Source organism: Solidesulfovibrio alcoholivorans DSM 5433 (genome assembly GCF_000702665.1).
Classification (GTDB): domain Bacteria; phylum Desulfobacterota; class Desulfovibrionia; order Desulfovibrionales; family Desulfovibrionaceae; genus Solidesulfovibrio; species Solidesulfovibrio alcoholivorans.
Genome location: NZ_JNJA01000021.1, coordinates 1 through 22,755, shown reverse-complemented (window position 1 = coordinate 22,755; position 22,755 = coordinate 1). Strand labels below are relative to the sequence as shown.

At 65.9% G+C, this 22,755-nt stretch carries 19 protein-coding genes; 15 read left to right on the top strand and 4 right to left on the bottom strand.

The window, feature by feature from the left end; genetic code table 11:
- Positions 1-18: 18 nt before the first annotated feature.
- The gene (argB, locus tag Q368_RS0120805) at positions 19-912 is read left to right on the top strand and encodes an acetylglutamate kinase (protein ID WP_029460969.1); all 894 of its coding nucleotides are present in this window, start codon (positions 19-21) and stop codon (positions 910-912) included.
- Positions 913-1,009: 97 nt separating this feature from the next.
- Here argB and Q368_RS0120800 read toward each other — a convergent pair whose 3' ends face one another.
- Positions 1,010-1,996 (bottom strand): hypothetical protein, encoded by a 987-nt coding sequence (locus Q368_RS0120800; RefSeq protein ID WP_029460968.1) that lies wholly within the window; start codon positions 1,994-1,996, stop codon positions 1,010-1,012.
- Positions 1,997-2,137: 141 nt separating this feature from the next.
- On the opposite strand from Q368_RS0120800, the gene Q368_RS0120795 reads away from it, so the two are divergent.
- A complete protein-coding gene (locus tag Q368_RS0120795; protein WP_029460967.1) occupies positions 2,138-2,974 on the top strand; it encodes a ribonuclease H-like domain-containing protein in 837 nt (278 codons plus the stop codon).
- Positions 2,975-3,406: 432 nt separating this feature from the next.
- On the opposite strand, the gene Q368_RS0120790 is transcribed toward Q368_RS0120795, so the two are convergent.
- On the bottom strand, positions 3,407-5,872 hold the full coding sequence (locus Q368_RS0120790; protein WP_029460966.1) for a glycogen/starch/alpha-glucan phosphorylase: 2,466 nt from the start codon (positions 5,870-5,872) through the stop codon (positions 3,407-3,409).
- A 149-nt stretch (positions 5,873-6,021) separates the two neighbouring features.
- Between Q368_RS0120790 and Q368_RS0120785 the strand changes: the two genes are divergently transcribed.
- Together Q368_RS0120785 and Q368_RS0120780 are read left to right on the top strand one after the other, a co-directional pair.
- Entirely contained in the window at positions 6,022-6,225 is a 204-nt protein-coding gene (locus Q368_RS0120785) for a hypothetical protein (protein WP_029460965.1), read from the top strand.
- A 98-nt stretch (positions 6,226-6,323) separates the two neighbouring features.
- Complete coding sequence (locus Q368_RS0120780) at positions 6,324-7,502, top strand: DNA polymerase IV (protein ID WP_029460964.1); 1,179 nt, start codon at positions 6,324-6,326, stop codon at positions 7,500-7,502.
- 506 nt (positions 7,503-8,008) lie between these two features.
- On the opposite strand, the gene Q368_RS0120775 is transcribed toward Q368_RS0120780, so the two are convergent.
- Both Q368_RS0120775 and Q368_RS0120770 read right to left on the bottom strand, forming a co-directional pair.
- Positions 8,009-8,458 (bottom strand): hypothetical protein, encoded by a 450-nt coding sequence (locus tag Q368_RS0120775; protein WP_029460963.1) that lies wholly within the window; start codon positions 8,456-8,458, stop codon positions 8,009-8,011.
- Between the two features lie 38 nt (positions 8,459-8,496).
- Positions 8,497-9,672 (bottom strand): SGNH/GDSL hydrolase family protein, encoded by a 1,176-nt coding sequence (locus tag Q368_RS0120770; RefSeq protein ID WP_029460962.1) that lies wholly within the window; start codon positions 9,670-9,672, stop codon positions 8,497-8,499.
- Positions 9,673-9,903: 231 nt separating this feature from the next.
- On the opposite strand from Q368_RS0120770, the gene Q368_RS0120765 reads away from it, so the two are divergent.
- From Q368_RS0120765 to Q368_RS0120715, 11 genes are all read left to right on the top strand, one after another.
- Positions 9,904-11,358 (top strand): MBOAT family O-acyltransferase, encoded by a 1,455-nt coding sequence (locus Q368_RS0120765; RefSeq protein WP_029460961.1) that lies wholly within the window; start codon positions 9,904-9,906, stop codon positions 11,356-11,358.
- Positions 11,359-11,677: 319 nt separating this feature from the next.
- Complete coding sequence (locus tag Q368_RS0120760; protein ID WP_029460960.1) at positions 11,678-13,957, top strand: DUF459 domain-containing protein; 2,280 nt, start codon at positions 11,678-11,680, stop codon at positions 13,955-13,957.
- Positions 13,958-14,066: 109 nt separating this feature from the next.
- Positions 14,067-14,279: a hypothetical protein gene (locus Q368_RS0120755; protein WP_029460959.1), complete on the top strand. Its 213-nt coding sequence runs from the start codon at positions 14,067-14,069 to the stop codon at positions 14,277-14,279.
- 166 nt (positions 14,280-14,445) lie between these two features.
- Positions 14,446-14,751 (top strand): hypothetical protein, encoded by a 306-nt coding sequence (locus Q368_RS0120750; RefSeq protein WP_029460958.1) that lies wholly within the window; start codon positions 14,446-14,448, stop codon positions 14,749-14,751.
- 188 nt (positions 14,752-14,939) lie between these two features.
- Positions 14,940-15,818 (top strand): 50S ribosomal protein L11 methyltransferase, encoded by an 879-nt coding sequence (locus Q368_RS0120745; RefSeq protein WP_029460957.1) that lies wholly within the window; start codon positions 14,940-14,942, stop codon positions 15,816-15,818.
- Positions 15,819-15,902: 84 nt separating this feature from the next.
- On the top strand, positions 15,903-16,856 hold the full coding sequence (locus Q368_RS0120740) for a UDP-glucuronic acid decarboxylase family protein (protein WP_029460956.1): 954 nt from the start codon (positions 15,903-15,905) through the stop codon (positions 16,854-16,856).
- Between the two features lie 18 nt (positions 16,857-16,874).
- A complete protein-coding gene (locus Q368_RS0120735; RefSeq protein ID WP_245611423.1) occupies positions 16,875-17,864 on the top strand; it encodes a glycosyltransferase family 2 protein in 990 nt (329 codons plus the stop codon).
- The gene (locus Q368_RS0120730; RefSeq protein ID WP_029460954.1) at positions 17,864-18,883 is read left to right on the top strand and encodes a glycosyltransferase family 2 protein; all 1,020 of its coding nucleotides are present in this window, start codon (positions 17,864-17,866) and stop codon (positions 18,881-18,883) included. Before Q368_RS0120735 ends, Q368_RS0120730 begins: the two co-directional genes overlap by 1 nt.
- A gap of 1 nt (position 18,884) precedes the next feature.
- A complete protein-coding gene (locus tag Q368_RS0120725) occupies positions 18,885-20,360 on the top strand; it encodes a B12-binding domain-containing radical SAM protein (RefSeq protein WP_029460953.1) in 1,476 nt (491 codons plus the stop codon).
- An 89-nt stretch (positions 20,361-20,449) separates the two neighbouring features.
- Complete coding sequence (locus tag Q368_RS0120720; RefSeq protein ID WP_029460952.1) at positions 20,450-21,394, top strand: glycosyltransferase family 2 protein; 945 nt, start codon at positions 20,450-20,452, stop codon at positions 21,392-21,394.
- 46 nt (positions 21,395-21,440) lie between these two features.
- Positions 21,441-22,508, top strand: a complete 1,068-nt coding sequence (locus Q368_RS0120715) for an NAD-dependent epimerase/dehydratase family protein (protein WP_029460951.1) — start codon at positions 21,441-21,443, stop codon at positions 22,506-22,508.
- Positions 22,509-22,755 lie beyond the last annotated feature (247 nt).

The following is a 22,755-nucleotide window of genomic DNA, read 5'->3' as shown; positions in this document are numbered from 1 at the left end:
TCCGTTGGAGGACGGCCCATGGAACGCGAGCACGCCAAGGCCAGGCTTCTGCTGGAAGCCCTGCCGTACATCCGCAAGTTCTTCGGCAAGACGGTCGTGATCAAGTACGGCGGACACGCCATGGTGGACGAGGCCTTGCAAAAAAGCTTCGCCCTCAACATCATCCTGCTCAAGTACATCGGCATCAATCCGGTCATCGTACACGGCGGCGGGCCGCAGATCGGCAACATGCTCAAGCAGCTCAACATTACGAGTGAGTTCCGCCAGGGCCTTCGCGTCACCGACGACGCCACCATGGACGTGGTGGAGATGGTGCTCGTGGGCAAGGTCAACAAGAACATCGTCAACCTGATCAACCTCAACGGCGGCATGGCCGTGGGGCTTTCCGGCAAGGACGGCAAGCTCATCAGCGCGCGCAAGCTGGAAATGGTGCTGGAAAAGGGCGACGCCCCGCCCGAGATCATCGACCTCGGCAAGGTGGGCGAGGTCACGGGCATCAACACCGGGCTCATCACCACGCTGCTCGGCCAGGGTTTCATCCCGGTCATCGCGCCGGTCGGCGTGGACGACGCGGGCGAGACCTACAACATCAACGCCGACACCGTGGCCGGGGCCGTGGCCGCCGCGCTCGGGGCCAAGCGCCTCGTGCTCCTGACCGACGTGGCCGGGGTGCTCGACAAGGACAAGAACCTCATCTCGTCCCTCGACATCATCGAAGCTTCGGAAGCCATGGCCTCGGGCGTGCTGACCGGCGGCATGATCCCCAAGGTCACCTGCTGCATGGAAGCCGTGGACGCGGGCGTGGAAAAGGCCCACATCCTGGACGGGCGGGTGGAGAACTGCATCATCCTGGAGTTCTTCACCAATTCCGGCATCGGTACGGAGATCGTCTGCAAGCGGTGCATGCTGTAGACGGCTTGTGATGGGAGCTGGGGGGACGCCTCCGGCGGCCAGGAGGGGATGATCCCCTCCTGGCCGCCGGAGGCGTTTCTTTCTTCCCTCTCCTGCCTTACCAGCGGCCGGGCATGGCCGGCTGCCAGGATTCGGACACGTATTTGCGGAAATCCCGGCCCACCTGCCACAGGCGCGTCAGCCGGCCCTCAATGACGATGGCGCGCGGGCGCGGCCGCAGATGGCGGTAGTGGCGCGGCAGCTGGAAGCGATTGTTTTTTGACAGCACCACGTCCATTTCCCGCTCCCGGTCGCGCACGACCAGGGCTTCCGGAAAGAAAACGGCATTTTTCAGACGCTTGGAAAAGACGTTGAACAGCGCGGCGTGGATGGCGGAAAAGGGCTCCGCGGAAAGGCGCGCCGTAGGCGCGGCCACGTTCTCGTTGGCGATAAACGCGATCGGCCCGTCCGGCAGGGCGGCATAGGACGCCTCGAGCCGGGCGTCGGCCACGATCACCGCGCCAAGGCCCAGGGAATCGAAGAGCAGCCGCGTACGCGCGGCGATGGCCGCGTCGATGTCCAGGCCGAAAAGCCGCGTCTCGGCCACGCCGTTGCGCTTGGCCTGGAACCAGGCCGCGGCCAGCAGCACGCCCGTGCCCGTGCCGCAGTCGATGCCGAGAAACGGGTCCTGGACCAGGGCCGGCGGCAACGGGCGGTTGGCCACGGAACGGAAGATGTGCGCCGTGCGCGGCAGGTCCGTCAGCATGCGCAGGGAAAACGCGCTGTATTCCCCGGGCAACGGCAGGCCCTCGTCCGGTCCTTCCTCGGACCAGAGGTCGTAGAAACGCCCCAACTGCGTGCAGATTTCCGGCAGGGGCACGGCATGGGATTCCGATCCGGGGAAAAGGGACGCGTAGAAGAATTTCAACAATAAACTTAGGATATCCGCATCGGTCATGGGCACGGCGGGATGGGACAGACGCTCGAAGTCGTCCCGCAAGGGGCCGGGACGGAATATTTCGCGGGCGATGACGGGTTCCCGGCCAATCCTGGCGTCGAACCGTCTGGAAGGCGAGGTGGGGGCTGCGTCGGTAAGCTGAGGCATGGGCACTCCTTCCTTGGAATCACGAACCGGACCCGGCGGCAAAAAGCTCCAGATCGCTGTAACCCATGCAGGTTTGATGCCGTCCGCCTCGTTTGCCGGCCACGGTTGAGGCCCGTCGACAAAAGGCGTAAGGCACGACGCGTGCTGCAACACACCTTCGTACACCTGCCCGGCCTCGGTCCCTCCACGGAAAAACGCCTCTGGGCCGCCGGCATACTGACCTGGGACGACTTCCTCGACGCCAAAACCCCGCCGCTCGGGTCCGTCAAGGTTCCCATGTGGCGCGACGAACTCGCCGCTTCCAAGGAACGCCTGGCCGCCGGCGATGCCGACTACTTCGGCTCGCGCCTGCCGCCGGCCGAAAACTGGCGACTCTTCTTCGACTTCCGCGAACACCTCGCCTGCGTGGACATCGAAACCGACGGCACGCCGCAAAACGAGGTCACCGCCGTTTCCCTCTACGACGGCATCGACACCGTGCGCACCTACGCCCACGGGAAAAATCTGCACGACTTCGTCGCGGATATCCTGGAGAAAAAAGTCCTCGTCACCTTCAACGGCCGCTGCTTCGACGCCCCGGTCCTCAAGTCCCACCTGGGCGCGACCCTGCCCAAGGCCCATATCGACCTGCGCAACGTCCTCACGGGCATCGGCATCAAAGGCGGCCTCAAGAAATGCGAGGTCCACTACGGCGTGGACCGCGGCGACCTCGCCGGCGCGGACGGCTACTTCGCCGTGGTGCTCTGGCGCGAATACGTCAAGACCGCCGACCCCGCGCTCATGGAAACACTGCTCGCCTACAACGCCGCAGACGTGCTGGCACTGCCCGTGCTGCTCGCCCACGCGATAAACGACCTGCTCGAACGCACCCCCTTCGCCGACCGTTACCGGCTGCCCATCCCCAAGCCCGGCGACAATCCCCACGCGCCCGACCCCGGCGTCCTGCGCCGCCTGCACTGGGCGTTTTCGCGCAAGTAGCCGGGATGACTGGGGCACTGTCCCGGACCCCGTCAGGGCTCTGCCCTGGACCCGCTGGGGCGCTGCCCCAGACCCCGCCGGGGGGAGTCACTCCCCCCGGTCCCCCCGTCCGGCGTCGTGGCGCGGGGAGGGCTGCGGGCACCGGGAGGCTTGGCGTTGGCGGTACGAAGATGGGGCCGGAATTTCCCCTGCCGCTGCCGCCGCTTTCGCGGCAGGCTCGGCAGGGGAAATTCCGGCCCCAGGCCGTCGCTCCTTCGGAGCGAGTTTGAAGGAATTTACTGACCCAATTTCTTAAAATGCGGCGCTCCGCCGCTGGCGCCCGCCTCTCCACCCGCTTACCCATCCCCCGTCGGGGAGGTCCAGGAGGGGATCATCCCCTCCTGGCCGCCGGAGGCCTCTTCGCCTTTGTCCTCTCTTTCCTCCCTCACTTCCTCATTTCGGCGGTACGGGTTTGATGCCCCAGATATCGCGCGCGTATTCGCGGATGGTGCGGTCGGAGGAGAAGTAGCCCATGCGGGCGGTATTGAGGATGGCTTTGCGTGCCCAGACGTCGGGGCGGGCGTAGTCCATGCCCAGGCGTTCGTGGGTTTCGATGTAGGACATGAAGTCGGCGAGATGCATGTAGCGTTCGTTGCGGGCGAGGAGTTTTTCGAAGATCCAGTGGAAACTGGAGGCGGATTCCGGGCTGAAGCGGCCGGCCGAGATGGCGTCGAGGACGCGACGGATTTCCGGGTGTTTGCTGTAATATTCCCAGGGGTCGTAGCTGCCTTCGCCGAGGGTGCGCTCCACTTCGGGGGTGGACAGGCCGAAGAGGTAGAAGTTCTCGTCGCCCACGCATTCGCGGATTTCGATGTTCGCGCCGTCGAGGGTGCCGATGGTGAGCGCGCCATTGAGGGAGAACTTCATGTTGCCGGTGCCGGAGGCTTCGGTGCCGGCGGTGGAGATCTGCTCGCTGACGTCGGCGGCGGGGATGAGCTTTTCGGCCAGGGAGACCCGGTAATCGGGGGCGAAGACGACCTTGATGTGGTCGCCCACGCGTTTGTCGCCGTTGATGACGCGGGCGAGGCAGCAGATGAGGTGGATGATTTCCTTGGCTTCGAAATAGCCGGGCGCGGCCTTTCCGGCGAACAGGTACACGCGCGGCACGGCCGGGATATAGCCGTCCTCGGTCAGGCGGAGGTAGTCATGGATGATGTGCATGACGTTTAAGAGTTGCCGCTTGTATTCGTGGATGCGCTTGGCCTGGATGTCGAAGACGGCGTTCGGGGAGAGGACGACGCCCGAGGCCCGGGTGACGAATCCGGCGAGGTATTCCTTGTTGGCGCGTTTGACGGCCATGAATTTCTGGCGGAACGCGGCGTCTTCGGCCAGGGGGACGAGCTCCTCAAGCCGGTCGAGGTCCTTGACCCAGGCGTCGCCGATAGCCTCGGTGATGAGCGCGGAAAGGCCCGGGTTGGCCTTGTGCAGCCAGCGGCGCGGGGTGATTCCGTTGGTCTTGTTGTTGAATTTTCCGGGCCACAGGGCGGCGTAGTCCGGGAAGAGCACTTTCTTGACCAGTTCGGAGTGCAGCCGCGAGACGCCGTTGACGGAATGGGAGCCGACCACGGCGAGGTTGGCCATGCGCACCTGTTTGCCGTTTCCTTCATCGATCAGCGACAGCCGGCGCAGGGTGGCGTCACCAGGGTTGGTGGTCACGCGGATGTGGTCGAGGAAGCGCTGGTTGATTTCGTAGATGAGCTGGAGGTGGCGCGGCAGGACCTTGCCCAGGAGTTCCACGGGCCACATTTCCAGGGATTCGGGCATGAGCGTGTGGTTGGTGAAGGCCAGGGTGCGCGTGGTGATGTTCCAGGCCCGGTCCCAGGGCACGCGGCGTTCGTCCACGAGGATGCGCATGAGTTCGACCACGGCCAGGGCCGGGTGGGTGTCGTTGAGCTGGATGGCCGTGAATTCGGGCAGTTCCTCGATGTTGCGGTTCTGCTTGAGGAAACGCCGGGTGATGTCGCGCAGCGAGCAGAAGACGAGGAAGTACTCCTGGATCAGGCGCAGTTCGCGGCCGAAGGCGATGGATTCGCTCGGGTAGAGGATCTTGGACACCAGTTCCGAATAGACCTTCTGGTGGATGGCCTTGATGTAGTCGCCCTGGTCGAAGATCTTCATATCGAAGTTGTCGGTGGAGCGGGCTGCGAAAAGACGCAGGTAATTGACTGTCTTGTCGCCGTAGCCGACGATGGGGATGTCGTAGGGCACGCCGAGCAGGTCCTGCCAGTCCACCCACAGGGGGAGGTAACCGCCGTCCGGACCCTGGTGGTCTTCGATGCGGCCGTAGATGGGCACGATGACGGACTGGTCGCGGCGTTCGATCTGCAGGGGCATGCCTTCGGCCATCCAGTAGTCGGGCCGTTCGACCTGGCGGTCGTTCTCGATGGTTTGCTTGAACAGGCCGTATTCGTAGTGGATGCCGTAGCCGCAGCCGGGCAGGTCAAGGGTGGCCAGGGAGTCGAGGAAGCAGGCGGCCAGGCGTCCGAGGCCGCCGTTGCCGAGCGCCGGGTCGCGTTCGAACTCCCGGATTTCCTCCAGTTCGAAGCCCCATTGCCGCAGCAGTTCGATGCACGTGTCCTCGATGCGCATGTTGTCGATGTTGTTCCCCAGGCAACGCCCCAGCAGATATTCGATGGAGAGATAATACATGCGCTTGGCCCGGGCGTCGCGGTAGCGCTGCCGGGTTTCGAGCATCCTGTCCACGAGGCGGTCGCGCAGGGTCCTGGACAGGGCCATGGCCACGTCACGGTTGCCGGCCTCGGCGCAGGGCTTGCCCAGGGAGTGCGTGATGTGGTGGCGGATGGAACAGGAAAGGGAGTCGGCGTCGAGGGTTTCGAGCGGACAGTGCGCAACGGGCATGGGGGGACCTCCTCAAGGGCAATCGGGGCAAGGGTATGCTGCCTCATAGCAAAAGGGAGACGGCGTTGTCCAACGGGCTGGCCTAAAGGAGCCTTCTCCTGCGGCCGATAAGAGACGAGACAGCGACATTTTATCCAAGGAGGCCAACCATGGACGCCATAGACGGAACCGGAAGCGGCACGCTCAAGGGGGCGTTCGCGCAACAGAAACTCGGCGCGCAGGTGGTTTCGGACACCCTGACCCGGCTCAACACCGACCAGACGACCGGTAAGGTGGACCAGGATTTCGATTTTCAGACGAAAGTGCTTTCCGCGGCCAAAGGCCTCGGCGGCAACGTGAACGTCAAGGCGTAAAACTTCCCCACGCCGCCGGATCGCCGCAGGTGATCCGGCGGCTCCCAGGCGGCGTCCGGACGCCTTGCCTTCGGCATAAATTCAACGCATGTTCGGTCATGGCGACCATCCTCCATCTCGACATGGACGCGTTTTTTGCCTCCGTCGAGCAACACGACGACCCGACGCTGGCCGGAAAACCCGTCATCATCGGCAACCACCTGCGCGGCGTGGTCTCCGCCGCCTCCTACGAAGCGCGCGTCTTCGGCGTGCGCTCGGCCATGCCCGTGGTCGAAGCCAAGCGCCGCTGCCCCCACGGCGTCTTCCTGCCCGGCAACCGCCGCCGCTACAGCGAAGTCTCCCGCATCGTCATGGCCGCCCTCGGCCGCATCTCCCCCCTCGTCGAACCCGCCTCCATCGACGAGGCCTACGTGGACGTCACCGGCACCGAAACCCTCTTCGGACCGCCCGAAACTCTGGGCCGCGCCATCAAGGCCATGATCCGCGAGGAAACCGGCCTCGCCTGCTCCGTCGGTATCGCGCCGGTCAAATTCATCGCCAAGATCGCCTCGGACTACGACAAGCCCGACGGCCTCACCGTGGTTCCTCCCGACCAGGTCGCCGCGTTCCTCGCCGACCTGCCCGTGGGCAAAATCCCCGGCGTCGGCAAACGCGCGCAGGATACCCTCGCCCGCCTCGGCGTGCGCCTCGTGCGCGATGTCCTCAACTATCCGCCCGACTTCTGGAAACGCCACTGCGGCAAATGGGGCCTCGACCTCTACGCCCGCGCCAACGGCCAGGGCAGCGACGTCGTCAGCCCCAGTCGCGAAGCCAAATCCGTTTCCGCCGAAAATACCTTCGACACCGATACCGCCGACCGCAACCGCCTCGCCGCCTGGCTCCTGCGCCAAGCCGAACGCATCGGCCGCGAACTGCGCCAGGAAAACCTCCGCGGCCGCACCATCACCCTCAAACTCAAATTCAATGACTTCCGCCAGATCACCCGCAGCCGCACCCTCCCCGAACCCACCGACAGCGACACCACCATCTTCAACGCCGCCAGAACCCTCCTCGACGCCGAACCGCTGCCCAACTCCGTGCGCCTCATCGGCGTCGGCGTCTCCAACTTCGGCCGCCTGGAACGGCAACTCGGCCTGTTCGAATCCGCCACGCAAACCCAAAACATCCGCGACGGCAAAATCAACGCCGCCCTGGACGCCATTCGCGATAAATTCGGTCGCGAAGCCATCGTGCGCGGCCGGTTGTTCGATTTCAGGCGGAAGAAGGATGAAGGGTAGAGGTCGGGGGAGAGGGAGAGGAGAGAGTGAAGATGCCTCCGGCGGCCAGGAGGGGATGATCCCCTCCTGGACCTCCCCGACGGGGGAGCGGCAAGCGGGTGGAGAGGCGGGCGCCAGCGGCGAAGCGCCGCATTTTAAGAGGTTATGGAAGTAAAATTCTACAACGTCTTTTGCCTTTAAGAAGGCTTTCAAAGCAAAATTCCTTCAAACTCGCCCTGAAAGGGCGACGGCCTGGGGCCGGGATTTCCCCTGCCGAGCCTGCCGCGACAGCGGCGGCAGCGGCAGGGGAAATCCCGGCCCCATCTTCGTACCGCCAACGCCAGCTCTCCCGGTGCCCGCAGTTTCCCCCGCGCCACCACGCCGGACGGGGGGACCGGGGGGAGTGACTCCCCCCGGCGGGGTCTGGGGCAGCGCCCCAGCGGGTCCAGGGCAGAGCCCTGGCAGGGTCCGGGACAGCGTCCCGGCGGGGCCTGGGGCAGCGCCCCAGTTCGTTTGCGCCCCAGCCGTTACCGGTCGCGGCCGAATTTTTCGAACTCGGAAAAGGCGCTGCGTTTGGCTTTGTTTTTGGCTTTGATGTCGCTGAGGATGGATTCGCTGAGGTCCGAGGCGACCACGGGTTTGGTGCGGGTGCGCGGCTTTTGCCCGGGATCGAAGAATTGACCGCCGAGGTCCGCCAGTTCGTCCGGGGTGAGCATGGTGCCGGCGGCGGTCAGCGGCGGGGCGAGGGGAAGGAGCGGTTCCGGGGTGCTGGACGCTTGCGGCGCGGCGGCGGGCGGTTCGTGGAGTTCGGGCGCGGCGACGGGCGCGGGTTCCGGCGCGGGTGCGGTTTCGAGCGTCGGCGTGGACTTTTGGGGTGCGGCGGCTGCGGCCTGGGGGGCCAGGGCCTGCCGCAACTGGCGCAATTCGGCCAGGATGGCGAGCTGCACCTTGAGGATTTGTTGCAGGGTGGTTTCCATGGGCCGGCACTACCACGCGGGGCGGGTCGGGTAAAGAATCAGCGGCTTTCGAGGGCGGCCAGGGTCGGGCTCATGGAGGTCAGCGTCGCGTTGGCAAGCAGTTTCGCGCCGTAGGCGGTCAGGTGCACGCCGTCGGGAGTGCGTGCCGTGCGCGGGCCGCCGGGGGCGGGCAGAGCCTTGGCGTAGTTGCCGCTGGCGTCGGCCAGGGTGCGGCGCACGTCCACGAAGCGGCAGCCGGGCAGGGCGTCGAGCTGTCGGGCGATGACGGCGTTGATGGCGGCCACGTCGGCGTTGAGCCTGGGGTTGGCCATGACGGGCGCGCCGACCCAGAAGATGCGGGCGTGGGGATTGCCCAGGCGCGCGAGTTCCACGAGTCTGCGCACGCGCCGGGCGTATTCGGCGTCCCAGCCGGGGCGACCGAAGGCCACTTTGGAGCCGCCGGGCCGGGTGAGGGTCTGGTTGTCGTTGGTGGCGATCATGATGACTACGGTATCCGGCTTTGCGGCCGTGGCGGCGGCGGTCATCTCGCGTTCCCAGTCGTAGAAGTCGGGCCGGGCGAGGCCGCTCGAGATCTTGCCCTTGGCGGAAAATGTCGTGCCGGGCCGGTCGGCAAGCAGGGGGCGCAGGGCGTCTGCCAGGTAGATGGACAGGGAATCGCCGGCCACGAGGATGCGGTGGCCGTTTGTCGTCACGGCGGGCGCGGGCGTGTGTCCTGGCGCGCGGGGCTGGGGCGCGGCCGGGGGCGTCGTCGGTTTCTTGACGGCGACTTCCCTGGTGGCCGGGGGGGCGGCGTCGGCCGTTTCCCGGGGTTGTGGCGTGGATTCCTCTGCCTTTTCGGGCGGTTGGGCCGGGACCAGGGAGACGAGGCGCAGGGGCAGGCCCAGGGAGCCCAGGCGGTCGTCCTGGCGCACGGCCACGGGGCCGCTCAGGGGATGGACGGCGGCCTTGTCCACGGCCAGGCGCACGGTGTAGGGCGCGACGGCCAGGCGCACGGCGTGGCTGTCGGGGTTTCCTGCGTCGTCTGACGGCGTGTCGCGCAGGTCGAAACCGGAGACCAGGGCGCGCAGGGTGTCGTCGCCGGCGGTGCCGGGGTCGGGCACGGCGGCCAGGGCCAGGCCGGGGTGCGTCGTGCGCGGCGAGGCGAGAAGCGCTGCCGCGAGGAGCAGGGCGGCCGGCAGCCGGTGTGCGCGGGAGGTGGGCGTAGCGTTTGGCATGGCGATTCCGGGTTTGCCGCCGCCGGAGCGTCCGGTCGGGGCCTGCCTGGAGTTTGCAAGGGGCGGGCCGAAGCGATATTTCGGCATCATGCCGTTATCGTGGTGTATTTGCCGCCGGAAGGGGTGTCGGCTCCCTGACGGGGCCGTGCCCGCCGTTGCCAAGCCGGTTGCCTTTTGGCGGCGGCGACGCTAGCGTGCGCCGCAATTCAGGAAGGACCAGCGAGCCCATTGATGAATATCACAAGTTTTGAATTCGCGTTATTTTTTGCAGTGATACTGCCGCTTAACTGGATCCTCCGCCGGTTCGCCGGGCCGTACCGGCTGTTTTTGCTGGTGGCTTCCTATGTATTCTATGCCTCGTTCAATGCCAAATTTCTGTTGATCCTTTTGGTCTTCAGTTTTCTGACCTGGTTTTTCGCCGTGGTCTTCGCTGAGACTTCCGACATCCGGTTCAGACGTTTCTGCCTGATCCTCTATGTGGCCTTCTCCCTGGGCATGCTCGTTTTCTTCAAGTATTACGAGATGCTCTATATCTCCGCCGACTGGGTATTCCGCGTCTTTTCGGCGGGAAACCCGGTGCCGCTGCTCGACGTGATCATGCCCATCGGCATTTCCTTTTTCACCTTCCAGGGCATGAGCTACGCCATCGACGTCTACCGCGACCCGACAAAAGTCGAACGCAGCCTCGTCGAAGTCTTTTGTTTCATATCTTTTTTCCCGACAATCCTGTCCGGCCCCATCCTGCGGGCCGGCAATTTTCTGCCGCAGCTCAAAAAGGCGCGCATCGAACGCGTGGATTTCACCAGGGCGTTCTACCTGCTCACGCGTGGCCTGCTTAAAAAGATTATTATTTCTAGCTACTTGTCCGAACATATCGTGCGCACCACCTTCGGCGCGCCGGAAGGTTTTTCCTCGGCCGCGGTGCTTGTGGGCGTGTTATCCTACGCGGCGCAGATTTATTGCGATTTTTCGGGCTATTCCGACCTCGCCCAGGGTGTGGCGCTGCTTATGGGCTTCGACGTGCCGGACAACTTCAATTCGCCGTATTCCTCGCGCTCGCTGCGCGACTTCTGGCGGCGCTGGCACATCACCTTTTCCCTGTGGCTGCGCGACTACCTTTACATTTCCCTTGGCGGCAACCGGAAGGGCAGGGTACGCAAGTACTTGAACCTGGTGGCCACCATGGCGCTCGGCGGGCTGTGGCACGGCGCGGCCTACAATTTCCTGATCTGGGGTTTCATCCACGGCTTCGGCCTCGTGGCCAACCATCTGGTGGTGGAATTTCGCGCCGCGCGGGCCGCGGTCCGCGAGGCCAAGGGGCTGGCCCCGGCCACGGGCGGCTTCGGCGCGGCGGTGTGGTCGGGCGCGTGCTGGCTGACGACCTTCAGCTATGTCTGCGTGGCCTGGGTCTTTTTCGGGGCCGAGGACGCGGGCAAGGCCGTGGACGTGCTGTCGCGCGTGGTCGCCCTGGACCCGACCGGGGCCGGGTTTCGTCCGACCTGCCTGATCCTGGTGGTCGTGGTCGTGGCCATGCAGCTGGCCAACCTCACGGGCAAGGACACATTTCGCAAGGGCTTCGAATGGCTGCCTTTTCCGCTTCAGGGTGCGGCCCTTGGGCTGGTTGCGGCCTGCATCCTGAAGCTCGGCCCCGATGGCGTGTTGCCGTTCATTTATTTCCAATTCTAGTTTTTTTCCTTTCTTTTCCGCCTTTTCGGCGATTCTGGTATTTTTCTTGTAAGCGACTTCCGGTTCTGGTATGGTGCAAGACCAGGATGGGAAAGCAGTCATGGCGGCTGCGCCTAAGAGCAAGCGCCTCGAATCGTTGGGGAAACGACTCGCTGTAGGAGGCCGGAGCGCTTGTTTGGCGCGGCGACAGGGACGCCGACTGTTTGCATTTCTTTCTCATCCCGGGTCGCGTTTCTTACATTATCATGCTCCGTCCGGGGCGCGGCGCAGGCGATGGGGGTCGCCGGGCGCACGCACCGACAGAGCGTCGAGGTGTTGCATGCGAAACCCGAGTCAGGCCCTCCTCCTGGCCGTATTGATGGCGTCCCTGATCCTGCCCCCGGGCCTGCCCGTGGCCGGCGCGACCGTGTCGGGCCCGGCGAGTCCGGCCAAATCCCGGTCCGTCCTGCTCGTGGGCGATTCCCTGTCCATCGGCCTTGGCAAACAGCTCGACGCCGTGTTCGCCGGTCGTCCCGGCGTGCGCTTCGCCCATCTGGGCAAAGTCTCGAGTGGGCTGGCCAATCCGGCCTTCTTCAACTGGGACGAGCAGCTCACCGCCCAGGTCAAGGCGCATCATCCCGACCTCGTGCTCATCATGGTCGGGGCCAACGACGACAAGCCCCTGCCGGCGCTCGGCGGCGGGCAGGCCGCTTTCGGCACCAAGGCCTGGGACGCCGCTTACGCCGCGCGTTTGGCCAAGCTTCACGCCATCGTCCGGGCCGAGAACCCGCAGGCCGCCGTGGCCTACATCGGCGTGCCCGTCATGGGCGACCCGGCCTTCAACGCGCTCATGCTCCACGTCAACGGCGTGATCGAAAAGACCGCGCGCTCGCTGCCCGACGCGTCTTATATCGACGTCGAGCACACCCTGGCCGACGCCTCCGGCGCGTATGCGCCCGTGGCCCGCACGGCCGACGGCAATGTGGTGAAGCTGCGCGCCGAGGACGGCGTGCACATCTCCGGCACGGGTTCGCGCCTGCTGGCCGCCCGCTGCCTGGAGGCCGTTGCCGACGCCGCCGGCCTGCCGCAGCGCGAATTGCTCGCCGCCGTGGATGGCCGTGACGCCGTGCCCCTGGCCTCCGCCTCCGCCCCGGTGCGCTTGGCCGAAGCCAAGGCCCCGGCTGCCAAGGTCGCGCCGGCCAAGGCGGAAATCGCCAAGAACGACGCCGTAAAGGCCGCGCCCGCCAAGGCCGCGCCCGCCGCCGTGGTCGCCGCCAAGAGCCCGGCCGCTCCGGCCGCGCCCGTGATCGCCAGAACCCCGGCCGCTCCCGAAGTCGCCAAGGCCGCGCCCGTCGCGGCCCCGTCCGCCGGCACCTATCAGGTGGCCGACGGCGATACGCTCTGGTCCGTGGCCAAGCGCGTGGGCGTTTCCGCCGACGCCCTGGCCGCGGCCAATCCCGGCATCGACGCGCGCCGCATGTCCATCGGCCAGTCCCTGGCCCTGCCGGCCGGCGCGACGCTTGCCGATGCGGACAAGGCCCCGGCCGCCCGCGCCGAGCAGCCCGAACGCCCCGCGCATCCCGGACAGGCCGGCCGTGCCGCAGGCGTGCATGTCGTGGCAGAGGGTGACAATTTCTGGAGCGTGGCCCGGCGCTACGACGTGACCGTGGCCGCCCTGACTGCCGCCAACCCGGACGCCGACCCGACCCGGCTGCGCATCGGCCAGGAGCTGGCCGTGCCGGACGCGGCCGCCGCCCAGGCGTCCGTCACGGCCGCCGCCACGGCGGTGGAGGCCTCCGGACAGCGCTACGTCGTGGCCGACGGCGACAACCTCTGGTCCATCGCCCGCCGCCTGGGCATCGACGTGGACCGCCTGAGCCAGGCCAACAGGACGGTCGATCCCCTGCGGCTGCGCCCGGGCCAGGTGCTCTCTCTCCCCGGCGTCGCCCGGGCCGACCGGGAACGCCCGGCCCCGGCCCGCAAGGCCGAGGAGGGGGCCGTCCTCGGCGACGCGGGGCTCTACCCCGTGGCCAAGGGAGACACCCTGTGGGCGCTTTCCCGCCGCTTCGGCGTGGACCTGGATACGCTGCTTTCCGTCAACGGCGAGGTCGATCCCTCCCATATGCATGTGGGGCAACTCGTGACCATTCCGGGCGGCGGACCCACGGCCTCGGCCGAGGCACTGGTCTTCCCGGTCGGCGCGGGCGACACGCTGTGGAGCATTGCCAGGCGTTTCGACATCTCCGTCGAGGCCCTGGCCGCGGCCAATCCGGGCGTCGATCCGTTGCGGCTGCGCGAAGGGCAGACGCTGCGCGTGCCGTCGTCCCTGGCGGCCGTGGCCGCCTCGGCCGCGCCCGAGGACGAGCCGGGCAAGGCCCCGGCCGCCGCGCCGATCGCAGCCCGGCCGGCCGAGGCCCCGGTTGCCGCGCCGACCGCCCTTGACGCCGCGGCTCGCATGCATACCGTCTCCGAAGGCGACACCGTGTGGGATCTCGCCCGGCGTTACGGCGTGAGCGTCGCCGGCATCCTGGCGGAAAACGCCGGGCTCAATCCGGTGCGCTTGCACGTGGGCCAGCTGGTGCGCGTGCCCGGCGGCGCGGTGGCCATGGCCGCGCGCTGAGCCCCGCCCGGGCGGCCTTTGCGGCGAACGGTTTCCGCGTCGGAGGGTTTGACCGGCGGCGCGGACCCGGGTACAAATGTCGCATGGAGTCCGGTGCAAGGGGACGGCTATGAACGCTGCATGGTGGGACGTCATGGGGAGCTCGGCGGGCTACTCCCTCCTCATGAACACCCTCGACAACATTCGGGACGTCGCGCCGAGCACGGCGTTCGAACGCGGCGCGCCCATCGATCTCGTGTACACCGGCAGCGCCTCGGCCGGTTCCGGCACCGCAGGGGCGTTCGCCTCGGGTGTCGGTTCGCTGACGGACGCCAAGGCCTAGCGTTTGGGCCCTTGAGGGGCCGGCCGGGTTTTCAAGGAATGCTCTCTCGAGTCTGCCGTCCTCGAAACGCAGTCGCGTTTTCCGAGGACGCGGCAGGAAACCGGACAGTGCACAGCGCCGGCAAGATACGCGAATGGTCGCGCGGCCGCCGGCAAGGGGGAAAGCGATGAGCGCCATCACCTTTTCGAGCGCCATGGGAGCGGAGACGGCGGGCAGCATCGTGACCAAGACGCTGGACACCTTCAACAACACGTCGTCGTCCGGCACGGGCGGGACCTCTTCCACGGACGGCTTTGCGCCCACCGACAAGCAGACTTTCGGCGCGGCTGTGGTGTCCAAGACGCTGGACTTCATGAACAGCGGCTCCCATGCGTCGGCGTCGAACGACATGAGCCAGACCTACCAGTTGTCCAAGGACGTGCTCGGGGCCTATACTTCGGGCATCGGCTCCATCGCCGACGCCGACGCCTGAGGCTCGGCCTTCGTCTTGCGCGGCCGGCGCGACAGGCGTCGGGGCGTGTCTGCGGGTGCGCGCGGTTGGGCGTTCGCAGTTTTGTCTTGTGAACGAACATGCCCCATGTGGCATGTTCCGTCTTGTTCCCCGCGATCCGGCGGCCTTCGTGGACGGCGTCGCGGGTTTTTTCATGCCGGGGAGGAAACGTGCGCTCACTCTTGCGCGTCGATATCGAGGCGTCCGCCGTTGCCGCGGACGGGGGAGGGGATGTCCCCGCCGAAATCTTCGCGGGCTGGCTCGCCGGGCGTGCCGCCCAGGGCTGGGAAGAGACGCCCGCCCCGGACGGGACCGCCGTGCGCTTCCGGGTGCACCTGGAAGACGGGCCGCCGGCCCGGGATTTCGTCGAGGAGCTGCGCCGCGACTGGCCCGGGCTTGCCGTGGCGACCGAGTGCATCGAGGAAGAGGACTGGGGCGCGGCCTGGATGGCCTTTTTTACGCCCATCGAGGTCGGCGGTGTCTACGAGATCGTGCCGCCGTGGCTCGCCGACAAGGACACCGGGAACCTCAAACCCATCTGCATCGAGCCCAAGATGGCCTTCGGCACCGGGCACCACCCCACCACGGCGTTGTGCCTGGAAATTTTCGCCGACGCCTTGCACGCTGGACGCATCCGGCCGGGCATGCGCTTTCTCGACCTCGGCACGGGCTCGGGCATCCTCGGCATCGGCCTGTGCCGGCTGGGGCTGACGGGAGCGGGTCTGGACATCGACCCGCAGGCCGTGTGGTGCGCCGCGGAAAACGTGCGCCAAAACGGCGTGGCGGACGCCATGTCCCTGGCCGTGGGGGGCGTGGGAAGCCTCGCCCCGGACGCGACGTTCGACGTGGTCGTGGCCAATATCCTGGCCGCGCCGCTCATTGCCATGGCGCGTCGCCTCGTGCGCCACGTGGCCCCGGGCGGGCTGCTCGCGCTCTCCGGGGTGCTGACGACCCAGGCCGCGGACGTGGCCGCCGCCTACCAGACCGCCGGCCTGCCCGCGCCCGTGGTCCGGGAATCCGGCGAATGGGCCGGGCTTGTCTGGGAGTGATTTACTTTCCCGAAAAACGGGATTAAGGCTTCGTTTTGCTCCTCTTGAACCCATAATAATCCAAACCGCGCTAAGGCTTCAGCCATGCACCTGAAAAAACGTGTTCTCGTCACCGGCGGCGCCGGCTTTCTCGGCTCGCATCTGTGCGAACGCCTCATTGAACGGGGCTGCGACGTTATCTGCCTGGACAACTATTTTACCGGGGCCAAACAAAATGTCATGCATCTGCTCGACAACCCGCATTTCGAGCTCTTGCGCCACGACGTGACCTTCCCGCTCTACGTGGAAGTCGACGAGATCTACAACTTGGCCTGCCCGGCCTCGCCCATCCACTACCAGCACGACCCGGTGCAGACCACCAAGACGAGCGTGCACGGGGCCATCAACATGCTGGGCCTGGCCAAGCGCCTGCGGGCCAAGATCATGCAGGCCTCCACCTCCGAGGTCTACGGCGACCCGTCCGTGCATCCCCAGCCCGAGTCCTACTGGGGCAACGTCAACCCCATCGGCTTCCGCTCCTGCTACGACGAAGGCAAGCGCTGCGCCGAGACCCTCTTTTTCGACTACCGCCGCCAGCACAACCTGCGCATCAAGGTGGCCCGCATCTTCAACACCTACGGCCCGCGCATGCACCCCAACGACGGCCGCGTGGTCTCCAACTTCATCATCCAGGCCCTGCGCGGCGAACCGCTCACCGTCTACGGCCAGGGCCAGCAGACCCGTTCCTTTTGCTACGTCGACGACCTCATCGAGGCCTTCCTGCGCCTCATGGAGACGCCCGACGACTTCACCGGCCCGGTCAACACCGGCAACCCGGGCGAATTCACCATCCTTGAGCTCGCCAAGCTCGTCATCGAGTACACCGGCTCCAAGTCGGTCATCGACTACCGGCCCCTGCCCCAGGACGATCCCAAGCAGCGCCGTCCCGACATCACCCTGGCCAAGGCCAAACTCGGTTGGGAGCCCAAGGTTCCGCTCACCGAGGGCCTCAAGAAAACCATCGCGTACTTTGACGCATTCCTGCGCAAGCAGGCCTAGCGGAGCGCGTTGTCCCCCATGCCGATGACGCACGACGCCGTAAGCCGCCCCGCCTGCCGGCGGGGCGGCAAAATTTCCCTTGTGGTGCCCGTCTACAACGAGAGCAAGGGACTTGCCGCCCTGCGCGACGCCCTTGTCGCCGTGATGGACGCGCTCCCCTACGAGTGGGACTGCATCCTGGTCGACGACGGCAGCCGCGACGACTCCTGGGCCGTCATCGAGTCCATTTCCGCCGTTGATCCGCGCTTCAAGGGCCTCATGTTCTCGCGCAACTTCGGCAAGGAGATGGCGCTCACCGCCGGCGTCGAAGCCGCCGTGGGCGCGGGCGCCGTGATCTGCCTCGACGCCGATCTCCAGCACCCGCCCGAGATCATTCCCGACCTCGTGGCCAAGTGGGAGGAGGGCTACGACATCGTGGCCACCATCCGCGAAAAGGTTGCGGACTACTCCCTGGTCAAGAAGATCGGCTCCAAAGCCTTCTACTGGTTCATGCGCCGCTTCACCGACCTCGACCTGCCGCCCAATTCCACGGACTTCCGCCTGCTCGACAGCAAGGTCGTGGAGACGCTCGCGCAGTTCACCGAAGGCTCGCGCATGTTCCGCGGCATCATCGACTGGATGGGCTACAAGAAGACCTACATCTCTTTCTGCGCCCCGGCCCGCAGCCAGGGCGAGCCTGCCTATTCCGTCAAGAAGCTCTTCAACCTGGCCATCAACAGCTTCACCTCCTTCTCGCTGGTGCCGCTGCGCCTGGCCGGCTACCTCGGGCTCGGCATCATGGCCGTGACCCTGCCGCTGCTGTGCGTCATGGTCCTGGCCAACTGGTTCATCGGGGCCAACATCACGGCCATCGCCTTTTTCACGGTCTTCAATACGCTTTTAATCGGCATCGTCCTGTGCGCCCTGGGCATGATGTCGCTCTACATCGGCCACATCCACACCGAGGTCGTCAACAGGCCGCTTTACATCGTGCGCTGCCGCGCCGGAACCTGGGACGGCAACGCCTGATGCTGCCTGACGCGCCGCTTTTTTCCATCATCATTCCCTTCAAGGCTCCCGGTCCCTACCTCGCCGAGAGCCTGCCGCACCTGCTCGCCCTGCTCGAACCGCGCTTCGAGGTCATCCTTTTGCCCGACGCGCCCATGGACGTGGCCGCCTGGACGGACGACCCGCGCGTGCGCGCCGTGGCCACGGGCGCGGTCTCGCCCGCGCTCAAGCGCGACCGCGGGGCCGAGTTGTCGCTCGGGGAATACCTGGCCTTTATCGACGACGACGCCTATCCCGACCCGGCCTGGCTCACCGTGGCGCGCATCGCCTTCGAGGACCAGCCGCAGCTCGCCGCCGTGGGCGGCCCGGCCGTGACGCCCGCCGACGACCCTTTCTGGGCCCGGGCGTCGGGCGCGGTCTTTTTAAGCCGTCTCACCGGCTTTCCCGAGCGCTACCGGCCGACCCCGCCCAGCCGCGACGTGGACGACTGGCCCACGGTCAATCTGATCGTGCGGCGCGACGCCTTTTTCGCCGTGGGCGGCTTCGACACCGCCTGCTGGCCCGGCGAGGACACCAAGTTCTGCCTGGACCTCGTTTATAAAATGGGCGGCGTCATCCGCTACCTGCCCGAACTCTTCGTCTGGCACCACCGCCGGCCGGGTCTCAAAAAGCACCTGCGCCAGGTGGGCAACTACGGCCTGCACCGCGGCCATTTCGTGCGGGTGCATCCCGAGACGTCGCGGCGCGTGCGCTACTTTCTGCCCGCGGCCTGGGTGGTCTTCCTCGTCGCCGCCGTGCTCCACGGTCTGGCCACGCTGGCGGGCCTGCCGGTCTGGAGCTGCGGCGGGGCGCTGATCGGCCTGGGCTTCGGCGCGTACGCCCTTTTCCTGGTCCTCATCCTGTGCGACCTCCTGCGCTTCGAACCCTTGCCCGTGGCCCTGGCCGCCATGCCGTTCGTCGCGCTTACCCATGCCTGGTACGGCCTGCGCTTTTTGCTGGGCCTGACCAAAAAGAAACTGATCAGCAGCCTCGGCAGGTAACATGAAGATTTCCGTGGCCTATCCGCCGCTTTCCTCGGAGAAGGGGACGCCGCTTCTGTCCCAGAACCGGCAGTTCCAGTGGTTCACCAACCCCACCTACATCTATCCCATGGTGCCGTCCTACGCCGCGAGCCTTTTAGCCTCCCGCGGCCACGACGTTTCCTTCGACGACGGCATCGCCGACGAGATGACCTACGACGCGTTCATGGCCGATCTGGTCCGGCGGGCGCCGGAACTCGTGGCCATGGAGACCAAAACTCCGGTCGTGAGCCGGCACTGGAAGATCGCGGCGGACATCAAGGCGAAACTGCCGCACACGGCCGTGGTGCTCATGGGCGACCACGTCACGGCGCTGCCGCGCGAATCCATGGCAAACTCCCCGGCCGACTATGTCATCGCCGGCGGGGATTTCGACTTCATCCTGGCCGACCTGGCCGACCACCTCGCGGGCAAGCCCGTGGCCATGCCCGAAGGCGTGTGGCGGCGAGAGAACGGGGAAATCGTGGACGGCGGCATGGGCAGCCTTGCGCACAACCTGGACGAACTGCCCTACATCGACCGCGACCTGACCAAATGGCAGCGCTACGCCTACAAAAACGGAAACTTCAAGTACACCCCCGGCACCTACGTCATGGCCGGGCGCGACTGCTGGTGGGGCCGCTGCACGTTCTGCTCCTGGACCACGCTCTTTCCCGGCGCGACCTACCGCACGGTTTCGCCCGAGCGCCACGTGGCCGAGATCGAGCGGCTCGTCGCCGAACGCGGCGTGCGCGAGATCTTCGACGATTCGGGCTGCTTCCCGCGCGGTGCGTGGCTCGAGGAATTCTGCGGCCGGCTCATCGACAAGGGCCTGCACAAGAAGGTCGTCATGGGCTGCAACATGCGCGTGGGCGAACTGACCCAGGACCAGTGGCATCTGCTCAAAAAAGCCAATTTCCGCTTCATCCTCATCGGGCTCGAATCCATGTCCCAGGCCACGCTCAACAGGCTTAAAAAGGGCATCCAGGTCTCCCAGATCGAGCAGACCGTGGCCATGGCCAAGAAGGCCGGGCTCGAGCCGCACATCACCACCATGGTCGGCTATCCCTGGGAAACGCGCGAGGACGCCCGGCGCACCATCGACTTCGCCAAGTCGCTCTTTTCGCGCGGCCTGCTCAACACGCTCCAGGCGACCATCGTCGTGCCCTATCCCGGCACGCCGCTTTTCGACGAGGCCAAAGCCAACGGCTGGCTGACCACGGAGAACTGGGACGACTACGACATGCGCGCCTCGGTCTGGAAAAGCCCGATCTCCAACGAGGACGTGTTGCAATTCAAGGACGAGTTGTATAAGGCCGCCTTGACGCCGGCTTTCATCGCGCGCAAAATCATGGGCATCCGCGACGTGGACGACGTGAAGTTCCTGTTTCGCGCCGCCGGCAAGCTCTTCGGGCATCTGCTCAACAAGAGCCGCGGCAAGAACTGCGGCTGCAAGTAGCGGGCGGAGGGCGGCGTCATGATGCCGCGCAACATGCCGCACGCCGGGAATCTGCGTCCGGCGGGATCGAAGACCAGGGAGCGCTAGGCTTGGACCGAGTCTCGGTGGTGGTCACCACCAAAAACGAAGCCAAAAACATCGGCGCTTGCCTGGCCTCCGTCGCCGCCCAGGACTATCCCCGGGAGGCGCTCGAGATCATTGTCGTGGACAACGGCAGCAGCGACGACACCAAGGCCATCGCGCGCGCCTATGCCGACCACGTCTGCGACAAGGGGCCGGAACGCTCGGCCCAGCGCAATTTCGGCATGCTCGAAGTCGCCACGGGCGCGTACGTCATGTTTCTCGACGCGGACATGATCCTCTCGCGCACCGTGGTGCGCCGTTGCGTGGAGACCATGGCCGCGGGCGAGCACGTCGCCCTGCACATCCCGGAAATCGTGCTCGGCGCGGACTATTTTCCCTCCGTGCGCCGTTTCGAGCGCAGCTTCTACGACGGCACCGTCATCGACGGCGCCCGCTGCATCAAAAAGGACGTTTTCGCCGCCGTCGGCGGCTTCGACGCCTCCCTGACCGGCCCCGAGGACTGGGACCTGGACAAGAAACTCAAGTGCATAGGCTCCATAGGCCTCCTGTCGCGCTACGATTTCGACGCGGTGGACGCCTACGTGTCGCGCCTTGCGCACGACGCCATCCCCGAGGCGCTGATTGCCTTCGAGGAGCGTTCGGGCCTTGACACGCCGCTTCTTTTCCACAACGAAGCCGCTTTCGACCTTGGCCGCTACCTGAAGAAGAAGACGTATTACACGGGCAGCGCCGAGGCCTACATCGCCAAATGGACCCGGAAGAATCCGGACGATCCGGATATCCGCCGCCAGTACGGCGCGTTCTACCGGTTTTTTGGCGTCTTCGTCGAACAAGGCCGCTACCGCAGGCTCCTGGCCCACCCCGCCAAGGCCTGCGGCATGTATTTCCTGCGCTTTCTCGTGGGCGTGACGTACCTGGCAAAAAGGACACGCCAGGCCGGGGCGTCGTAAACGCCCCCCCGGGAAACCCGCCAATCCGCCAAAAGGAGACAACCTCGTGGCAGTCGCCATCGTTACCGGCTCGGCCGGCCTCATCGGTTCCGAAACCGTGAAGTTTTTCAGCGCCAAGGGCTTCGACGTCGTCGGCATCGACAACAACCTGCGCAAGACCTTTTTCGGCGAGGATGCCGACACCTCGTGGAACCGCAAGCGCCTGGAAGAGACCCTCAAGAACTACACCCACTACGACGCCGACATCCGCGACCATGAGGCCGTCTCCAAGATCTACGGCCGCTACGGCAAGGACGTGAAGGCCGTCATCCACTGCGCCGCCCAGCCCTCCCACGACTGGGCCGCCTCCGATCCCTACATGGACTTCACCGTCAACGCCAACGGCACGCTGGTCATGCTCGAAAACTTCCGCAAGCATTGCCCGGAAAGCGTGTTCATCTTCACCTCCACCAACAAGGTCTACGGCGACACGCCCAACTCCCTGCCGCTGATCGAAAAGGAAACGCGCTGGGAAATCGATCCGTCCCACCCCTACAACGACGGCATCGACGAAACCATGTCCATCGACCACACCAAGCACAGCCTTTTCGGCGCGTCCAAGGTGGCGGCCGATGTGCTGGTGCAGGAATACGGCCGCTATTTCGGCTTCCACACCGGCGTGTTCCGCGGCGGCTGCCTTACCGGCCCGGCCCACTCCGGCACGCGCCTGCACGGCTTTCTGTCCTACCTCATGCGCTGCTGCATCTCCGGCAAAAAGTACTTCATCTACGGCTACAAGGGCAAACAGGTCCGCGACAACATCCACTCCCACGACCTGGTCAACAGCCTGTGGCACTTCTTCGAGAAACCCCGCGTCGGCGAGGTCTACAACATGGGCGGCGGCCGCTACTCCAATTGCTCCATGCTGGAAGCCATCACCATGTGCGAGGAAATTTCGGGCAAGAAGCTCAACTACGAGTACCAGGACACCAACCGCATCGGCGACCACATCTGGTGGATCAGCGGGCTCAAGAAGTTCGAGCAGCACTACCCGGACTGGAAGATGGAGTACAACGTGCCCACCATCCTCAAGGAAATCTACGAGACGCAGAAAGACGTCGTCGAGACGGCGTAGTAATTAAAGATGCCTCCGGCGGCCGGGGGGCGTAACGCCCCCCGGTCCCCCCCGATGGTGGGGGTGCGGCCCGGGTTTGCACGCACGCCGCTATGCGACGCACGCGCAAACCCGGGCCGCACCCCCACAGTCGGTTGACGGGGCTTGGGCAAATCACGCACACTCGCCATCGGCTCGCGGCGATCAAGGTGAAATGAGCCACCTTATCCCCCCATTAAAAGTTTTTGGGGAGGGTGGGGGTCCGGGG